We start from the raw sequence: 17,199 nt of genomic DNA on the forward strand, positions 1-17,199 counted from the left end.
GTTATTTCACCTCAGGTGGGGTAGAAAACGAATGGTATGGTGCTGGACTTGGAATCGTCCACTCCAGACCTTCTGCGCCATCCCACGGTTTTGCTGATGCTTTCTCGCCACCTTTGATGCACTTGAGCACGACGGCAAGGAAGATCAGCTGTGATAGGCCAAACGCAAATCCGCCAATGGAGACTATCTGGTTTACGTCTGCAAATTGAATGGCGTAATCAGGTATACGACGAGGCATTCCCGCAAGTCCAAGAAAATGCATAGGGAAGAACAACACATTCACCGAGATGGTTGAGCACCAAAAGTGGATTTTACCCAACCGCTCATCATACATATTGCCAGTCCATTTAGGCAGCCAGTAGTAAGCGGCGGCCATAATGGAGAAGATAGCCCCTGTCACCAACACGTAATGGAAATGTGCAACGACGAAGTAGGTATCGTGATACTGAAAGTCGACAGGTGTGATGGCTAACATCAGCCCGGAAAAACCACCAATAGTGAATAGAATGATAAAGGCGATAGCGAACAACATAGGAGTCTCGAAACTGATAGAACCGCGCCACATGGTGGCTACCCAGTTAAAGACTTTTACCCCAGTTGGAACCGCGATCAGCATGGTGCAGTACATGAAAAACAGTTCGGCAAAAACAGGCATGCCGGTAGTAAACATGTGATGCGCCCAGACGAGGAAGGATAAGATAGCAATACTGGCCGTGGCATAGACCATTGACGAGTAACCAAATAGCCGCTTACGACTGAATGCTGGCACAATGGCTGAGATAATACCAAAGGAGGGTAAGATCATAATGTACACTTCAGGATGACCGAAGAACCAGAAGATGTGTTGGAACATCACAGGATCACCGCCACCCGCCGCATCGAAGAAGCTGGTACCAAAATATTTATCTGTCAGTACCATGGTGACAGTTCCTGCTAGCACCGGCATCACGGCAATGAGCAAGAAGGCTGTAATAAGCCAAGTCCACACAAACAGTGGTAACTTCATCCATGTCATGCCTGGTGCTCGCATATTGACGATAGTCACTACCACATTGATAGCCCCCATGATGGAGCTAATGCCCATGATGTGCACAGAAAATACAAATAGCGCAGTGCTATCAGGGCTGTAAGTTGTTGATAGTGGAGCGTAGAAGGTCCAACCGAAATTTGGGCCACCGCCCTCCATAAACAAGGAGCTTAATAGAATGGCGAACGCAAACGGTAAAATCCAGAAGCTCCAGTTATTCATCCGTGGTAGGGCCATATCTGGTGCACCAATCATCATGGGGATTAACCAGTTAGCTAAGCCCGTGAAGGCTGGCATAACAGCACCAAATACCATGACTAAGCCATGAACGGTTGTCATTTGATTAAAGAAGTTTGGCTCGACCAATTGTAGGCCGGGTTGAAATAGCTCGGCTCGAATCACCATGGCCATAGCCCCACCAGTGAGGAACATAATAAAGCTGAACCACAGGTAGAGTGTGCCAATATCTTTATGGTTGGTGGTTAAAATCCAGCGCATAATGCCTTTGGGCGCCCCATGATGATGGTCATCATGGTGATCGTCGTGAGCGGCTGGAGAATCTTGTGTAATTGTGCTCATTTTAATCCCTTACTTTCCGTGACCATCAACATCTGAAGCCTGAACCGCATCACCTGAGTTGTTTCCCCATGCATTACGTTCATATGTCACCACGGCAGCTAGCTGTTGTGGTGTAAGTTGCGCGCTAAATGCCTGCATTGCGGTACCAGCCTTGCCATTGATCACTATGTCGAGGTGATCAGAAACTGGACCTGTGATGACAGGGCTACCCACGAGTGAAGGGAAAGCGCCCGGAAGTCCAGTACCGCTAGCTTGGTGACAAGCCACACAACTGGTTAGATAAACTTTCTCGCCCATGGCCATGAGCTCTTCCATTGTTAAGTCATCTAATACCACCGTTTTCTCTGCGGTCGCAGCAACGGCCGATTCAACGGTTGGTACTACATCTGCGGTTTCTGGTAGGTTTGCTGGTAACCTAGTTGGAGCCTTTGTATTGCTCTCTACCGAAATCGCTGAGCCATCAGAGTTGACGTCTACTGCCTGAACCGCATCGCCGGAGTCATTACCCCAAGCATTACGCTCATAAGTTACGACGGCAGCAATTTCAGCCGCTGTTAGCTGTTTAGCAAACGCTTGCATTGCTGTACCAGGTTTACCATTTAAGACGATATCGATATGACCTGAGACGGGTCCTTTAATGATGGGGCTGCCAATAAGAGAGGGGAATACGCCTGGTAATCCTGCACCATTCGGCTGGTGGCAAGCGGCGCAGCGCGCCATATATATTTGCTCGCCTTGTGCCATTAGCTCCTCCATAGAGAGAGTTTGGCTCAGTGCTGCTTCGGCTTGCGCAGCTGCTAGACTAGCTTGTGCTTTTTGATCTTGTATCCAGCTTTCAAAATCTGCCTCTGATAATGCTTCGACGACAATAGGCATGAAGCCGTGGTCTTTACCACAAAGCTCGGCACATTGGCCTCGGTAGGTGCCAGGTTTATCAATACGGGTCCAAGCTTCATTGATAAATCCAGGATTAGCATCCTTTTTGACAGCGAAGGCAGGTACCCACCAAGAGTGTATGACATCGTCAGAAGTCATGAGGAAACGGATTTTTTTGTTAATCGGCAGCACGAGTGGCTTGTCTACTTCTAAAAGATAGTTTTCACCTTTAGCTTCTGTGCCTTCAATCTGTTCTCTGGGAGTAGAGAGCAAGCTAAAGAACTCTATGTCATGGTCAAAGTAGCTGTAATGCCACTTCCATTGAGAGCCGGTGACTTTGATGGTGATGTCCGCATTACTGGGATCTTCCATCGCGATAAGAGTCTTTGTTGCAGGGATTGCCATAATAATGAGTATGACAAAGGGGACAACCGTCCACGCTATTTCAACCTTAGTACTCTCATGGAAATTGGCCGCAACGGCGCCTTTTGAGCGTCGGTGATTGATGATGGAATAGATCATCACGCCAAAAACCACGACACCGATGGCACAGCAGATGTAGAGAATGGTCATGTGTAGACTAAACACCTTGCCACTAATCTCTGTTACCCCTTGGGTCATATTTAGGGGCATATCGGCTGCGAGTATGGGGGGCGTAAACAGTAACGCCAGCAAACTATACAACACTTGCTTCACTAGACTTCTCCTCTGTCAATTGCGAAGGCAACTACAAAGAAGAGCCACACAGTATGTCTCGGCTCTATGCAAACTCTTCAGTTCCCAAAAAAGCAACGATGACTTCAAAGTGCGCTGGTGGTGTAGATATTGTTATTGCTGGTGGTGACCACGCTTGCACTTACGGCTGAATATATCAGGCGAATTTCAGTTTCAATTCCAAGGCGCTGTTTACTCTGCCAAGTGTAAAGAAGCCGACAACTAAATTGTTCGGATATAACAAATAATCGTTGATATCTGTTACTAACTTAATGCGTGTTCAAATATTGATCAAGATCACTTTTACTTTTATTTTTCTAAAAAAAACAGAGACAAAAAAAGCCCCGTTAGGGGCTTGCGTATGGAAAGTGTTCTTGCAGATGCTAGTGCAGAGATGAAAATAGCGAACCTTGCTGCATGGCTAAATCATCTGAACTGTGTGCGGCAGATGGCAAGTGAACATTGCCTTCTTCTATCACGACACCTAGTGCACTGCAGTTTTTTGCAACCAGCTGCAGACGTCGGTTATCACGTTCGTCAAGGGTGTGAGTCCAGCTAATGACCGCACTAGATGTGCCACTAGTGAGTGCTTTTTCCATAGCCCATAACGCTTCAACTTCATCTTTGGTGTGAACCAGTAGAATTCTGTCCATGCGCACGCCAGCATCAGCCAGCATCTGCTTATAGCCAATATTCGGCGGACTAATAAGTACAACCCACTGACCTTGTTGGCTCAATCTTGCAAGCTGTGGTGTTAATGCCTGCAGTTCTTGTTTGCCTTGTGTGACACTGGATACTGTCGATATGCTTGCATTGTGGCTGTGCTTAATCTGGTCACCCATTTCAACCCATAGACCTGGATGACGCGGTGCATTGCCTATTAAGTTGTTCATTGCCAATCTCCATTTCTGATCACACCAACGGCCAAGCCTTCAATGCTTAAACTTTGGGTGGATAAGTCGACAACAATAGGTGAATACTCTTCATTTTCAGCATGAAGGTATACAGTATTTCCTTTCTTTTCGAATCGTTTTACGGTGACATCATCTTCAACACGCGCTACTACGACTTGGCCGTTACGCGCTTGCTCAACTTTATGCACTGCGAGTAGATCGCCTTCTAAAATACCGATATCTTTCATACTGTCGCCACGGACTCGCAAAAGAAAGTCTGCACTCGGGCGGAACATGGATGGATCGACCTTGTAGTGCTGCTCTACATGCTCTTGAGCTAGGATAGGCTCACCGGCAGCGACTTGGCCAATCAGTGGTAAACCAAGCTCTTCAGGTTCATCTTCCTGCGTCAGTTTTATTCCGCGTGAGGTGCCGGGCATGATCTCTATGCAGCCTTTTTTAGCCAACGCCTTTAAGTGCTCTTCTGCGGCATTGGCGCTTTTAAAGCCTAAGCGTCGTGCAATTTCAGCTCGGGTTGGTGGCATACCTGTGTCGGCGATATTGCGCTTAATAAGGTCTAAAATTTCGGCTTGTCTTGGGGTTAGTGGTCTCATTAAAGTTCCTGTCTTTCCATACAGTACCTGTTAGTATATACAGTATTTATTGTAGCGCAAGTATTAACCAAATTATTGCTATGATGACCATAGGTTAAGGCTTTATGCTGCTAATTTTGCTTATTAAGTTCATCAAGCAGATGCTGATAGTCATCAATCGCAGGAAAGTCAGTAAAAATTTTATGGGGCTTCTGGCTGTCTGGATTTTTGATACCAAGCTGATAGTGGACCCCAGCTAATTTCGCCGCGGCTAAGATGGCCTCACTATCATCGATAAATAAGCAGCGTTTGGGATTTAGCTGATATTGATTAAACAGGGCAGCCCAAAATTGCGGATGCTCTTTAGGAAATCCAGTTTCATGGCTTGAGATGATAGCGTCTAGCCCGGTTGCCAGGTCAGTGTGTTCCAGCTTAAGCGCTAGACTATTAGGGTGTGCGTTAGTAACTAAGATTCTTTTTTTGCCTGCTTTTCCGAGTGCGTCGAGGAATGGCAGGCTGTCTTGTCTTAATTGAATCCTGTCGACCATTGTCTGGTGTAGAGCCAGAATATTTAGATTCAATTCTTTAGCCCAATAATCAATACAGTACCACTCTAAAGTTCCAAAAACCTTGTCATAGGCGATTTCAACTATGGCATTGGCTTGTTCTAGGCTGATCCCTCGTTCTCTGCTCAAGCTTTGTGGCACAACACTTAACCAGAAGTGGTTGTCAAAGTGAAGGTCGAGTAGTGTACCGTCCATATCGAGGAGCACGGTATCTATGTTATTCCATGGAAACATATGAGAAGTAAAAAAATTCCATCGCTAGAGTTGTGGATTAAGCACATCATAGTAAGATTGAACTGTTAAGCAAACGCCATTTTTATCAGGAACATCCATGTCGGACAAAAAGCCGCAAATTTTACATACTAAAGTTGTTGCACAAAGCCGTCTGTTTCAGATAGAGCAAGTGCATCTGAAGTTCTCCAATCAGGTAGAACGTCAATATGAGCGAATGAAGGGCAATAACCGTGGCGCTGTGATGGTAGTGCCCGTGTTGGACGATAAATTGCTCTTAGGGCGTGAGTATGCAGCGGGGACGCATAGCTATGAGCTGGGGTTCCCCAAAGGCTTAGTTGATCCTGGTGAAACTCCAGCAGAAGCCGCCAATCGTGAGCTACAAGAAGAGATAGGTTTTGGTGCTAAAACCTTAACTCATTTAATGGAGCTGAGTTTAGCGCCCGGGTATTTTGCTAGCAAAATGCAGATTTTTATCGCTGAAGATCTGTATGAGAGTCGTTTAGAGGGCGATGAGCCTGAACCTATCGAGGTGGTGCCCTGGCCATTGAGCAAGTGGTCTGAACTCTTGTCTGAAAGGGACTTTTCTGAGTCGAGAAGCGTTAGCGCCTTGTTTTTGGCGCAGAAACATCTAAAACTAAAGTAGTTACTACAAATTATCATATATGCATTGCCTGTTTAGGCTGTTGGAGTTGTGATGAAGCCAGAAGATTATGTGGAGCAGGCAATAGCCATTGCGGTTGAGGCAGGCATAGCGATCAAGGATATCTACTTAGAGGGTAACTTTGATAAGGAAGTTAAGTCTGATAATACCCCGGTGACGTCTGCCGATATTGCGGCCCATAATATCATTACTTCTGCGCTAACTAAGTTAACGCCTGATATTCCCGTTCTCTCGGAAGAGGATGCCGATATTCCTTTTGCTGAGCGTGCTGAATGGCAGCGATATTGGTTGGTTGACCCCTTAGACGGAACGGGCGAGTTTATTGCAGGTAGTGGCGATTTTTCAGTGATCATCGCCTTGGTTGAACATAATCGACCTATTATGGGCATAGTGTATGTACCTATGACTGAGGTGATCTATTATGCCATTGCAGGCCTTGGGGCTTATAAGCGTTCCTGTAAAGGTGAGTTGCGTATTTCTAGTCGTCAGTTGACCTGTGATGATGAACCTTCTTTGCGTTTAGCGGTGAGCCGCCGTCAAGATCCACAGTCAGTGCTAAAACTGTTTAATCAGTCACGACATTGTGACCTGGTTGTGTTGGGTGGTGCAGCATTAAAGAGCTGTTTAGTTGCCGAAGGACGTGCAGATTGCTATGTGCGTATTGGTCCAACGGGCGAGTGGGATACAGGTGCTGCGCAAATCATTATTGAAGAGGCTGGGGGGCAGGTCATGGACCTCGAACTGCAGCCTTTGAGTTATAACGAAAGAGAGTCGCTCGAGAATCCTAATTTTATCGTTGTTGGATCGACTCATCTTCCGTGGGATGAACTGTTAGTTAGTGAATAGTTCAGAATTCATAACGGTTCGTCCAATTGACAAGGGCGAACTGCTTGCCGTTTATCAGCTTGAGCAGCAACTCTTCGGTGCGCATAGCTATCCGGATTTCTTTTTTCGACAGTGTTATGACTGTTGGCCTTCGGGGTTAAAGGTTGCGGTTGATCAGCAAGATTCACTACTTGGATACATTCTGATTGCGCAAAGTGAACAAGCCGATTGCGCTTGGCTATTGTCTGTCGCCGTGGCAAGGTCAGCACAGGGCAATGGCGTGGGTAAGCGTTTAATTTTAGATGCTATGGCCACAGTGCCTGCGTCTGTTGCAAGCATTAAGTTGACCGTTGCACCAACCAATCCAGCTCGTTACCTCTACCTGGCGCTGGGCTTTGTAGAGGTGAATCTTGAAAAGGACTATTTTGGTGCAGGTGAAGATAGATTGTTAATGGTACTAAACCGAACTGTTTAGTCTTTTCCCCCTGTTTATCTGATTAACCAGAAAACCTACGTCAAAGTGATTGAGTATTAATCTTATTGTGAACATTGTTTTTTATTTTGTTTGCTGTTAGCTTTACACCTTCTTAAGGTCAATCGTCTAGGATGGAAAGTGGCAAGAAGGAAAGAGCATACTCATGATGAAATAAGGCAGATGGCGGTTGCTGCGGTCATCAATCATCTGCATCAGCAAGATGTTAACCAACTGAGTTTACGTCAAATCGCCACCATGATCGGTTATGCTCCAAGTACCTTAGTAAAGGTATTTGGTAGCTACCAGCTGCTATTACTTACGGTTTCTCGTCAGACGTTAGCGCAACTGCTTGGTCAGTTAAAGCAGGCTGATAGGTCTTCTCCAATAGAAACACTCGATGCTATGGCTATTATTTATAGTCAATTTGCGCTGCAGCACCCTCATGCTTTCCGATTAGTTTTTAGTTTAAAAATGAGCAATGATGAAGCTTTGCCGGCGACACATGCCAACCTAATCAATGAACTCTTCACGTTAGTTGAAAGCTGTTTGTGCCAGCTATTTGCTAGCGCGACAGCATCAGATTTGGCGGTGATGAGCCGAGTGCTATGGGGTGGGATTCATGGATTGACGACGTTAGCGCTCGATGAGAAATTATTCATCGAGCAGGTACCGCTGGAGATGTTATTAAAAAATCATGTGAGTGGTTATTTAGCTGGCATGGGTTGCCACAAGGAGGCGGCATGTTATTAACTAAAAGGTTTTTTCCCTATTTTTCCACCCAGTGTTTGGGAGCATTAAACGACAATATCTATAAGAATGTCTTGCTGTTAATGGTGACATATACCCAAGTTAACGACTTACCTATGAGCGTTAATTTGTTTGTAAACCTTGCTGCCGGGGTCTTTATTTTGCCCTTTTTCCTGTTTTCTGCTCATGCAGGTATGGTGGCCGACAACATGGATAAAGCCAAATTAATAAGGCGATTAAAGCAGTTTGAAGTCGTGATAATGTCTTGCGCAGCTATGGCGATATTGAGCCAGAGCTACCTGATGATGCTGCTACTCTTGTTTTTAACCGGAAGTCAGTCGGCCTACTTTGGGCCCGTAAAGTACTCTCTGCTACCACAAGCACTTGCTGAGGATGAGTTGGTAACGGGAAATGCGTGGGTTGAGATGGGGACCTTTCTCTCTATTCTAGTGGGCACGCTCAGTGCTGGACTTATTGTTGCGAGTGAACATAATTTAGTGACAGCTGCGGTGAGTGTGTTTGTATTGTCAATTTGTGGTTACCTTTCTAGTCGCGCTATTCCAGCAATGCCCCCTTTGGGCGTGGTAAAAAAAATACGTTTTGAGCCGTTATCAGGAACTTGGCGTAGTATCGCCAAGGTCAGACAAACACCGACTATCTGGATGGCGATATTGGCGATCAGTTGGTTTTGGTTTTTAGGCGCGACGTATCTTACCCAGTTTCCTAACTTCGCCAAGCTACACCTGCATGCCGATGCAACGGTCGTCTCGTTATTGTTGGCGCTATTTTCTATCGGTATAGCCATTGGCTCATATATTTGTGAGCGTTTTTCTTTTGGTCATGTTGAGCTTGGTTTGTTACCTTTTGGCGTGCTTGGGTTAACGGTCTTTGGCGTAGACCTTTTATGGACGATTCCACCTGCGCCAATAGATGTTAGCTATATCTATAGTATCGGCAGCTTTATTGATGCTTCGCAACATTATGGTGTCATGTTTGCGCTATTTATGGTCGGCGTGAGTGGCGGGCTATTTATTGTGCCACTTTATGCCTTTATTCAGTCACGGGCCAAGAAAGAAGAGTGTGCCCAGGCGATAGCGGCGAACAATATCGTTAATGCGCTGTTTATGGTGTGTTCGGCATTACTATCTATGGTGTTGTTGGAGGGGCTTAATTGGACGATCACTGAGTTGTTTTTACTGCTGGCACTCCTGAATTCTGTCGTGGCGCTTTATGTCTATTCTCAGGTACCTGAGTTTACTCAGCGGTTCATCAGTTACTTACTGAGTCATGTTTTCTATCGTGTCACGGTTGAAGGGCGGGCAAAGCTACCAAAAGAGGGGGCTGCTGTGATTGTTTGTAATCATGTCAGCTATGTCGACGCGCTGATTATCATGGGCGCTTCTACTCGGCCGATCCGCTTTGTTATGGATAAATCGATTAGTGAGATCCCGCTGTTGAAATATCTGTTTCGTCATGCAGGCGTGATCCCGATTTGTTCGCCTAGGCAGTGCCAGAATACTTATAACAGCGCGTTTGATCAGATCCACCAAGCATTACAAAATGATGAGTTAGTGTGTATTTTTCCTGAGGGAAGATTAACACCTGATGGCCTGCTAGGAGAATTTAAGCCTGGTATCGATAAGATCTTGGCTCGTGATACCGTGCCAGTCATCCCTATGGCGTTAAACGGGTTGTGGGGTTCCTATTTTAGTCATAAAGATGGTCATGCTTTGAGTACGCGGCCGAAACGGTTTTGGTCGAAAGTCACGGTCAAGATAGATGATGCCGTCGCTGGGACCGTCGAACGACAGTTGCTGCGTGCTAAAGTCGAGGTGCTGCAGTCAGAGTAACCCTATGTTGGGAGTGACTAAGAGTTTAAAAAAGCTAGGAGATAAACGCCTAGCTTTTTAGCTTAGCCTACAGCTTTTTGGTCAAGCCATTGATGCATGGCTTGGTGATCGCCGCGAAAAAGCACCCGATCACTTTTTTTATCAATCTGATATTGATACATAGGATCATAATAGATACTGAGTAATATGTTTATCCATTCAAGATGGGTCTCAGTATCACCGCGGCTTTGTTGGATTGCCAAGGCATTGCGGATCAGCGTTTGTAATTCATCATGCTGTTTGCCACCGATACGTTTTTTGATTCCAGTAATGCTTTGGGACAGGTACTCGCCAAACGCGGTAAAGCCCGCGTCTTCTCCAAGGCGTTCAATATAACCGCTGGCCATTTTGTGCACATATTCATTAAGTAAGCGGTTTAGTCTTGCTTCTCTGCTTTCTTCTAAGACCAATATATTGGCGACTTGCATGCCTTGATAGAATGCTTGTGGCAGCGCAGAACGGCCAATTAGAAAGCTTTCATCTTCAAGTAACAGTGATTTTGCTTCACTGTGTTGATGTTTTAGTAGCGCGACAGCCAGACTGTTTTCAAAGTTAATCTGTGTGGGTTGTGGTTCGTGATACCGACCAAAGCTAGAACCTCTATGGTGGGCGAGCCCTTCTAAATCGACAGCTTCACTGCGCTTGTACAAAAAGTCGGTTTTGCCACTGCCGGTCATACCGCTGACAATCATCATCGGCTTTACGCTGGGGGCTGTATCGATAATGTCTATTAAAAACTGACGCATCGCTTTGTAGCCACCTTCAATATAGGGAATCGCTAATCCAGCCTCTTTTAGCCATGTTTGTGTCAGTTGTGAGCGCAGCCCACCACGAAAGCAGTATAAATAAGCATTAGGATTGGCGCTGAAATAAGTCGTCCAAGCATCGACTCTTTGCTGTTTGAGCTCTCCAGCCACTAAGGTGTGTCCAAGTGCTATGGCAGCATCTTGGCCCTGCTGTTTATAACACGTGCCGACGAGCCTGCGCTCCTCATCCTGCATCAATGGATGATTGCTGCTAGTCGGAAAAGCGCCTTTACCAAACTCAATTGGTGCGCGTACATCCATGATGGGGCGGTCGCTAAGAAAGAGCTCGGTATAACTGCTTTTAGGGACGATATTGGTTGGCATCAAATGAGTTCCACCAGTTGAAGTGCGTCATTGTTCTCAACCAATTGGCCAATACTGATGGGCGCGATATCATTGGCTTCTAAGAGTGCAATTAACTCCGCTTCATGGGAGCTGGATACCGAGATGAGTAACCCGCCGCTCGTTTGAGGGTCACATAATAGGGCTTTTTGCTCTTCATTGACGCTTGGCAAGTGCTCTCCATAACTGTCGTAATTTCTATGAGTCCCGCCTGGGATACAACCCATCTCCAAGTAAGCTTTGGCTTTTGGCAGTAGAGGCAAAGAGTCAACATGTATCTTGGCAGAGAGTTTCGCGCCGAGACACATTTCAATTAGATGACCGGCTAAGCCGAATCCCGTGACATCAGTCATCGCCGTTACGCCGTTGATCTTCGCGATGGCGGGCCCAATCTTATTGAGCTGACACATGGCATCGGGGGCAATATTAAGATCTTCATTGGCCAGTTTTTTCTGTTTCTGTGCTGTCGTAAGAATGCCTATTCCTAGCGGCTTGGTGAGATAAAGCGTATCTCCTGCCTTGGCCGTATTGTTTTGTTTCAGTTCAGTTAGGGGGATCTGTCCTGTGACGGCGAGGCCAAAAATAGGTTCTGGAGCATCAATACTGTGACCGCCAGCTAGCATGATACCCGCATCAGCGCAGGCTTGACGTCCACCATCAACAACTTGTTGGGCAATTTCTGGTGCTAGCACGTTGACTGGCCAGCCGAGAATTGCAATTGCCATCATAGGGGTCCCACCCATCGCATAGATATCACTAATTGCGTTGGTGGCTGCAATGCGGCCAAAGGTAAAAGGATCGTCCACAATCGGCATAAAGAAATCAGTAGTACTAATGATGCCAGTCTCATCATTAAGTTTATACACCGCGGCATCATCTCGCGTCTGATTACCAACCAGAATATTAGGGTCGTCAAAGATGGGGAGCTGCGATGCCAAGATTGTGCCTAAGACCTTAGGTGAAATTTTACAGCCGCAACCGGCGCCGTGGCTGTATTCGGTGAGTTTGATTTTTTCTGCAGACATGGACTCAAAGGGTCTCTAGGTTGAAGTGAATTGTCGCCCATCATAGACCCATCTACAGAGCACTTCAATTGGGGTCAATAGGTATTGTGGTCGATGTGGGGTCACCAGCTCTATTTATAAAAAAGGCCACTGTTAAAGTGGCCTTTTAGAGAAATAGCTTTTTACTTAAGCGTAGCTGGCGGTTAATAGTTTCCAGTTTTTCTTATGTGCAATAAGATCTTGCTTAAGCTGCTCAACTTTTTGTAGCAGTTGCTGGTTGCTTAGCTGTTTTCTTTTGGCATCCAATAACTCTTTGTGAGCTTGATAGTATTCACTGATATGACGCTTTAATAGCTCATATTCTGCATGTAGTTTTTCAAGCGCCTCTTCACGGTTGGCCAGTTGTTCAACACGGCCTCGGGTTCGCTTTAATTGCATCTGCAATTTAGCGCTTTCTATACGCTCTTGTGGTGTGACTCGCAGTTGAGTTGCCAGTCCCATCGACGCCATGGTGTTGATTAACCATTTGGTTGGATCATAGTGCCACCAGTTAATGCCATTACGATAATCATTTTCGAAAATATGATGAAAGTTGTGGTAGCCCTCGCCATAAGTAAATACGGCCAATATACCATTGTCTCTGGCGGTGTTCTTGTCTGTGTATGGCTGACTGCCCCAGATGTGTGCTAACGAGTTAATAAAGAAGGTGCAATGATGAACTACGACTAATCGTAGTAAGCCTGCCATTAGTAGCATTGCCCACACATCGCCATTCAGCCAACCCAGTAAGGCCGGTAGGCCGAAATTCATGATAAGCAACAATGGTAGATAATATTTATGCTGCCACATCACAATTTTATCATTTTGTAAGTCTCTGACATTCTTATAATCATGATAACGCTGTGCTTGGTATTCGCGCAGCATCCAGCCGATATGGCTGTACCAGAAACCCATGTTCGCCGAATAGGGGTCTTTATCATTGTCATCCACATGCTTGTGATGAATGCGGTGATCAGAAGACCAGTGTAGCGCGCTGTTTTGTAGCGCTAGTGCACCGCCTAATGCAAAAAGGAATCGCATAGACCAATGAGCTTTATAGGTACGATGAGACCAAAGCCTATGGTAGCCAGCAGTAATAGATAGACCGCTGGCGAATGCGAGTACTATGAAGGCGAACCATTCAGCAAAGCCATAGCCATAGGTGATACCGTACCAAGGAACTAAAATAATTGCGCCGAGAAACGTCACGGCAAACAGTAAAACATTAGTCCAGATGAGGGGAGGTTTTTTCATTATAATTTTCCGACAACAAGTTGAGCGTACATCTGTAAGCTAATTTATCTTGATTGCTTGTCGAGGTCAAGTTGGGCTGTGTTTTTGTGCTAAAGCAGGTATTATCTGCAGATTATCTTTATCTAGTGGATTCATCATGATGGGCATAAGAGCACAGCAGAAAGAAAAAACTCGTCGCGCCTTAGTTGACGCAGCATTTAATCAATTAAGTGCTGAACGAAGTTTTTCTAGCCTGAGTTTGCGTGAGGTGGCTCGCGAGGCCAAGATCGCACCTACGTCGTTTTATCGTCATTTTAAAGATATGAACGAACTTGGGTTAACCATGGTTGATGAAGGTGGTTTAACGCTAAGGCAGATGATGCGAAAGGGGCGTCAGCGAGCCGAAGCTGGTGGCAGTGTTATTCGTATATCGGTAGATACCTTTATGGAAGTGTTGGAATCTAATCCCAACGTGTTTCGTATTTTACTGCATGAGCGTTCTGGAACCTCTGCCCCTTTTCGTGCCGCGGTAGCTAGAGAGATTGAACACTTTATCTCTGAACTTGCGCATTACACTGAGGCAACAGCAAAACGCTCTCCTGAGTTAGCGCGTGCTCAAGCAGAGGCGTTAGTGACGTTAGTCTTTAATGCGGGGGCGGCGGCACTGGATATGAAACGTGTTGATCGTAAAGTGTTGGCCGATCGTTTAGTTATCCAGTTACGTATGGTGGCAAAAGGCGCTGAGGCTTTACAGCACAAGATGGAAAATCGCTGATATAAACGCAATAAAAAAGGGCTTTAAAGCCCTTTTTTATTGTCAATCATTTAGCGGCGCTCAAGTAGTACGCCAGATTCCATGTGATCGGTATACGGAAATTGATCGAATAATGCGAAGCGGGTGATCTTGTGGGTCTTCTCTAATACGTTGAGGTTGTCCATCAAGGTCTGTGGATTACACGAGATATACATAATTCGCTCGTAATGCTGCACCATAGCTAAAGTGTTATCATCAAGGCCTGCACGCGGTGGGTCAACAAAAATCGTATTACAGTTATAACTGTCTAAATCTACGCCTTCTAAGCGTCTAAAGCTGCGTTTCTTAGCTAGTGCATCGGTAAAATCTTCTGCCGACATACGAATAATTTGCAGATTGTCGATATTGTTGGCTTGGATATTAAATTGGGCAGAATCAACAGAGGGCTTAGCTAATTCAGTTGCCAATACACGATTAAAGTTTTGCGCCAAAGCAATTGAAAAGTTTCCATTGCCGCAATAAAGCTCCAATAGATCGCCTGAGCTTTGCTTGGTGATATCGATAGCCCACTCCAGCATCTTAATTGATACCTTGCCATTGGGCTGAGTAAAACTATTTTCAATTTGCTTATAGATTAGCGTTTCGCCATTCACAGGTAGTGACTCGATGACAAAATCTTTATCGATAACCAACTTTTGTTTACGAGCTCGGCCAATGATATTGACATTGAACTGGTGTGACAGGCGTTGTTTAAGCGCTTGCACTTCATCTTGCCACTGTTGGTCTAACTGCTTGTGATACAGTAACGACACTAATATTTCACCGCTAAGTGTAGAGAGAAAATCTACCTGGAAAAGCTTATGGCGCAAGATAGAGTTTGGACGCAACTCCTCCATCAGCGCAGGCATCATGGCGTTTATCAAAGCGCTTGCCGGTAAAAATTGTTCGCAACGTACTTTTTGATTCAGTACTTTATCGAACATATAATAGTAAAGATCGTCACCATCATGCCAAACACGAAATTCAGCGCGCATCCGATAATGCTTGGGCTCAGAGGCAAAAACTTCCAATGTTGGTGTCGTAAAGTCAGCAAAAAGTTGCGCTAATTTTTCACGCTTCGCATCGAGTTGCGCTTCGTATTGGTTAGGATCCATTGCTTCTAAATTCATTTGTAAACACCATTGCTATCATTGGGGGCGCAAATAGTATACTACCTAGCGATGATGTCTAGTCTCTGGCTTTCGAATTATCGTTAGCGATGGGGAAATCCGTCGCGCATTACCTTTTACTGTTTCTATGGAGAGCTATAATTGTCAGCAACTATTTTAGTATTCGATTCTGGTGTGGGAGGGTTATCTATATTCTCAGAGTTACAACTCTCCCTACCTAATGCGAATTACTACTACCTATTTGACAATGCTCGCTTGCCCTATGGGGAGTTGGATGAGCAAGAACTTATATCAGGGTGTGTATCACTAATCAGTGCTGCTGTGACTGAGTTGAGTATCGACGTTGTCGTTGTCGCTTGTAATAGTGCTAGTACCTTGGTTTTGCCTTCGCTACGTGAAAAGTTAACCGTGCCCATCGTGGGTGTGGTGCCAGCCATAAAACCAGCGGCCCAGTTATCGACCTCCAAACATATAGGCTTGCTCGCAACCCCAGGTACGGTAAACCGTAGTTATACCGATGATCTTATTTGTCAGTTTGCCTCAGATTGTAAGGTCGAGAGATTCGGCTCGTCTCAGTTGGTATTAATGGCTGAGTCTAAGCTAGCAAAAGAGCACATTGACCAAGCTGAACTGAATAGGGTGCTAGCACCGATTAAGCAATCTGGTATTGATACGCTTGTTTTAGGCTGTACCCACTTTCCGATTTTAAAAGGCGAGTTGCAAAACTACTTGGGAGAGAGCGTGCTGTTGCTCGATTCAGCAAAAGCAATTGCTGCACGAGTAAAAGTGATTGTTGGTGAGCCTGCTACTTCAGAAGGCAATAGTGTTTGTCACGCGCTATTTACAACGAACAAGATAGGTAGTGGATTGGAGGCGACATTACGTGAATGGGGATTCTCATCAGTAAACCGATTTATGACAGCCTACTGATGAGCTTTATAACATGCAAAACATGAAAATGAATGTGCATGTTATAAAGTGATAAAGCTAGCTTGCAGCAGATTCGCTCTTATCAGCGTCTTGCGACTTAGCTTCTCTGACTTTAAGTGTACGCTCTTGGAAATCAAACTCATTAAGTTTGGCCATCGCTTTAGTTGCACCAGCTTCTGACATCTCAATAAATCCAAACCCTTTACGTCGACCCGTTTTGCGATCTCTTACAAGTCGCACTGAATTGACAGGACCATATTTCCCAAATAGCTCCTTAACTTCACCTTCGTGTACACGGTAAGGCAGGTTACCAACATATAAAGTCATTGTTGGACCTTTATACTGTTCGTTAGTAACTGGTGCAGATTGCGAAGACTGTAGCGTATAGATAACACTTGCGATGATGGCACCAGTGAAAAATGCGATTGCTGAATAGATATCTGGCGTAAACTGAGATATTGCCAATGCGCCAACTACGGCGACGATCAAAACTATAAGAAATGGCTTTTGCATAATAGGTTCTCTAAAGAATAATGATAATTAACTGTTAATAGCTCGTATATGGTAATGAATTATTAGTAATTACACTAGTATATTGATGAAAAAACGAACTTAATTACTTGTGGTCGTCTAATACTGGTACCCAAATCGAACATAAAAGGTCCAGGGTGCTAGAAAAAACAGCGTAATGTTTAAAAGATCGGCGAGCGATCGTTATTTTTATAAAAAGCCCTTGCGTAAAATGAGTGGCTCCCTATAATGCGCATCCACTGACACGGCAAAGCTCGCAGAGACAAGTCGAAACACTAAGTAGCCTAGGTTACAGAGTGGTCAGGCACTGAA

General features: G+C 45.3%; 17 protein-coding genes. 7 read left to right on the top strand and 10 right to left on the bottom strand.

Translation table 11 applies throughout. From position 1 onward, the window contains the following. Position 1 precedes the first annotated feature (1 nt). From ctaD to yrfG, 5 genes are all read right to left on the bottom strand, one after another. Complete coding sequence (ctaD, locus tag BEL05_RS02025; protein ID WP_069670114.1) at positions 2 to 1,606, bottom strand: cytochrome c oxidase subunit I; 1,605 nt, start codon at positions 1,604 to 1,606, stop codon at positions 2 to 4. Positions 1,607 to 1,615: 9 nt separating this feature from the next. Then, the gene (gene coxB / locus BEL05_RS02030; RefSeq protein WP_069670115.1) at positions 1,616 to 3,178 is read right to left on the bottom strand and encodes a cytochrome c oxidase subunit II; all 1,563 of its coding nucleotides are present in this window, start codon (positions 3,176 to 3,178) and stop codon (positions 1,616 to 1,618) included. 401 nt (positions 3,179 to 3,579) lie between these two features. Next, on the bottom strand, positions 3,580 to 4,089 hold the full coding sequence (locus BEL05_RS02035) for a cell division inhibitor SulA (RefSeq protein ID WP_069670116.1): 510 nt from the start codon (positions 4,087 to 4,089) through the stop codon (positions 3,580 to 3,582). After that, complete coding sequence (gene lexA / locus BEL05_RS02040) at positions 4,086 to 4,703, bottom strand: transcriptional repressor LexA (RefSeq protein WP_028763361.1); 618 nt, start codon at positions 4,701 to 4,703, stop codon at positions 4,086 to 4,088. Before lexA ends, BEL05_RS02035 begins: the two co-directional genes overlap by 4 nt. 110 nt (positions 4,704 to 4,813) lie before the next feature. Then, on the bottom strand, positions 4,814 to 5,482 hold the full coding sequence (yrfG, locus tag BEL05_RS02045) for a GMP/IMP nucleotidase (protein ID WP_028763360.1): 669 nt from the start codon (positions 5,480 to 5,482) through the stop codon (positions 4,814 to 4,816). A 97-nt stretch (positions 5,483 to 5,579) separates the two neighbouring features. On the opposite strand from yrfG, the gene nudE reads away from it, so the two are divergent. From nudE to BEL05_RS02070, 5 genes are all read left to right on the top strand, one after another. Then, positions 5,580 to 6,125, top strand: coding sequence for an ADP compounds hydrolase NudE (nudE, locus tag BEL05_RS02050; RefSeq protein ID WP_028763359.1), 546 nt, complete (start codon positions 5,580 to 5,582; stop codon positions 6,123 to 6,125). Positions 6,126 to 6,176: 51 nt separating this feature from the next. Continuing rightward, on the top strand, positions 6,177 to 6,989 hold the full coding sequence (gene cysQ, locus BEL05_RS02055; RefSeq protein ID WP_028763358.1) for a 3'(2'),5'-bisphosphate nucleotidase CysQ: 813 nt from the start codon (positions 6,177 to 6,179) through the stop codon (positions 6,987 to 6,989). Continuing rightward, positions 6,982 to 7,443 (top strand): GNAT family N-acetyltransferase, encoded by a 462-nt coding sequence (locus BEL05_RS02060; RefSeq protein WP_083250280.1) that lies wholly within the window; start codon positions 6,982 to 6,984, stop codon positions 7,441 to 7,443. The genes cysQ and BEL05_RS02060 overlap by 8 nt, the downstream gene beginning before the upstream one ends. Before the next feature lie 138 nt (positions 7,444 to 7,581). Then, entirely contained in the window at positions 7,582 to 8,193 is a 612-nt protein-coding gene (locus tag BEL05_RS02065) for a TetR/AcrR family transcriptional regulator (protein ID WP_028763357.1), read from the top strand. Then, complete coding sequence (locus BEL05_RS02070; RefSeq protein ID WP_069670117.1) at positions 8,184 to 10,040, top strand: MFS transporter; 1,857 nt, start codon at positions 8,184 to 8,186, stop codon at positions 10,038 to 10,040. Before BEL05_RS02065 ends, BEL05_RS02070 begins: the two co-directional genes overlap by 10 nt. A gap of 62 nt (positions 10,041 to 10,102) precedes the next feature. On the opposite strand, the gene mnmH is transcribed toward BEL05_RS02070, so the two are convergent. The 3 genes from mnmH to BEL05_RS02085 form a co-directional block, all read right to left on the bottom strand. Then, complete coding sequence (gene mnmH, locus BEL05_RS02075) at positions 10,103 to 11,209, bottom strand: tRNA 2-selenouridine(34) synthase MnmH (RefSeq protein WP_069670118.1); 1,107 nt, start codon at positions 11,207 to 11,209, stop codon at positions 10,103 to 10,105. Further along, positions 11,209 to 12,252, bottom strand: coding sequence for a selenide, water dikinase SelD (selD, locus tag BEL05_RS02080; protein ID WP_028763354.1), 1,044 nt, complete (start codon positions 12,250 to 12,252; stop codon positions 11,209 to 11,211). The genes mnmH and selD overlap by 1 nt, the downstream gene beginning before the upstream one ends. 165 nt (positions 12,253 to 12,417) lie before the next feature. Next, positions 12,418 to 13,524, bottom strand: coding sequence for a fatty acid desaturase (locus BEL05_RS02085; protein ID WP_069670119.1), 1,107 nt, complete (start codon positions 13,522 to 13,524; stop codon positions 12,418 to 12,420). A gap of 139 nt (positions 13,525 to 13,663) precedes the next feature. On the opposite strand from BEL05_RS02085, the gene fabR reads away from it, so the two are divergent. Continuing rightward, a complete protein-coding gene (fabR, locus tag BEL05_RS02090) occupies positions 13,664 to 14,278 on the top strand; it encodes an HTH-type transcriptional repressor FabR (protein WP_028763352.1) in 615 nt (204 codons plus the stop codon). A gap of 50 nt (positions 14,279 to 14,328) precedes the next feature. Here the strand turns inward: fabR and trmA are convergent, their stop codons facing one another. Continuing rightward, complete coding sequence (gene trmA / locus BEL05_RS02095; protein WP_028763351.1) at positions 14,329 to 15,426, bottom strand: tRNA (uridine(54)-C5)-methyltransferase TrmA; 1,098 nt, start codon at positions 15,424 to 15,426, stop codon at positions 14,329 to 14,331. A 141-nt stretch (positions 15,427 to 15,567) separates the two neighbouring features. Between trmA and murI the strand changes: the two genes are divergently transcribed. Next, complete coding sequence (gene murI, locus BEL05_RS02100; protein WP_069670120.1) at positions 15,568 to 16,356, top strand: glutamate racemase; 789 nt, start codon at positions 15,568 to 15,570, stop codon at positions 16,354 to 16,356. 57 nt (positions 16,357 to 16,413) lie between these two features. Here the strand turns inward: murI and BEL05_RS02105 are convergent, their stop codons facing one another. Beyond that, complete coding sequence (locus tag BEL05_RS02105) at positions 16,414 to 16,869, bottom strand: RNA recognition motif domain-containing protein (protein ID WP_028763349.1); 456 nt, start codon at positions 16,867 to 16,869, stop codon at positions 16,414 to 16,416. Positions 16,870 to 17,199: the final 330 nt, after the last annotated feature.

Origin of the sequence: Shewanella colwelliana, from assembly GCF_001735525.1 — a bacterium.
Taxonomy (GTDB): domain Bacteria; phylum Pseudomonadota; class Gammaproteobacteria; order Enterobacterales; family Shewanellaceae; genus Shewanella; species Shewanella colwelliana.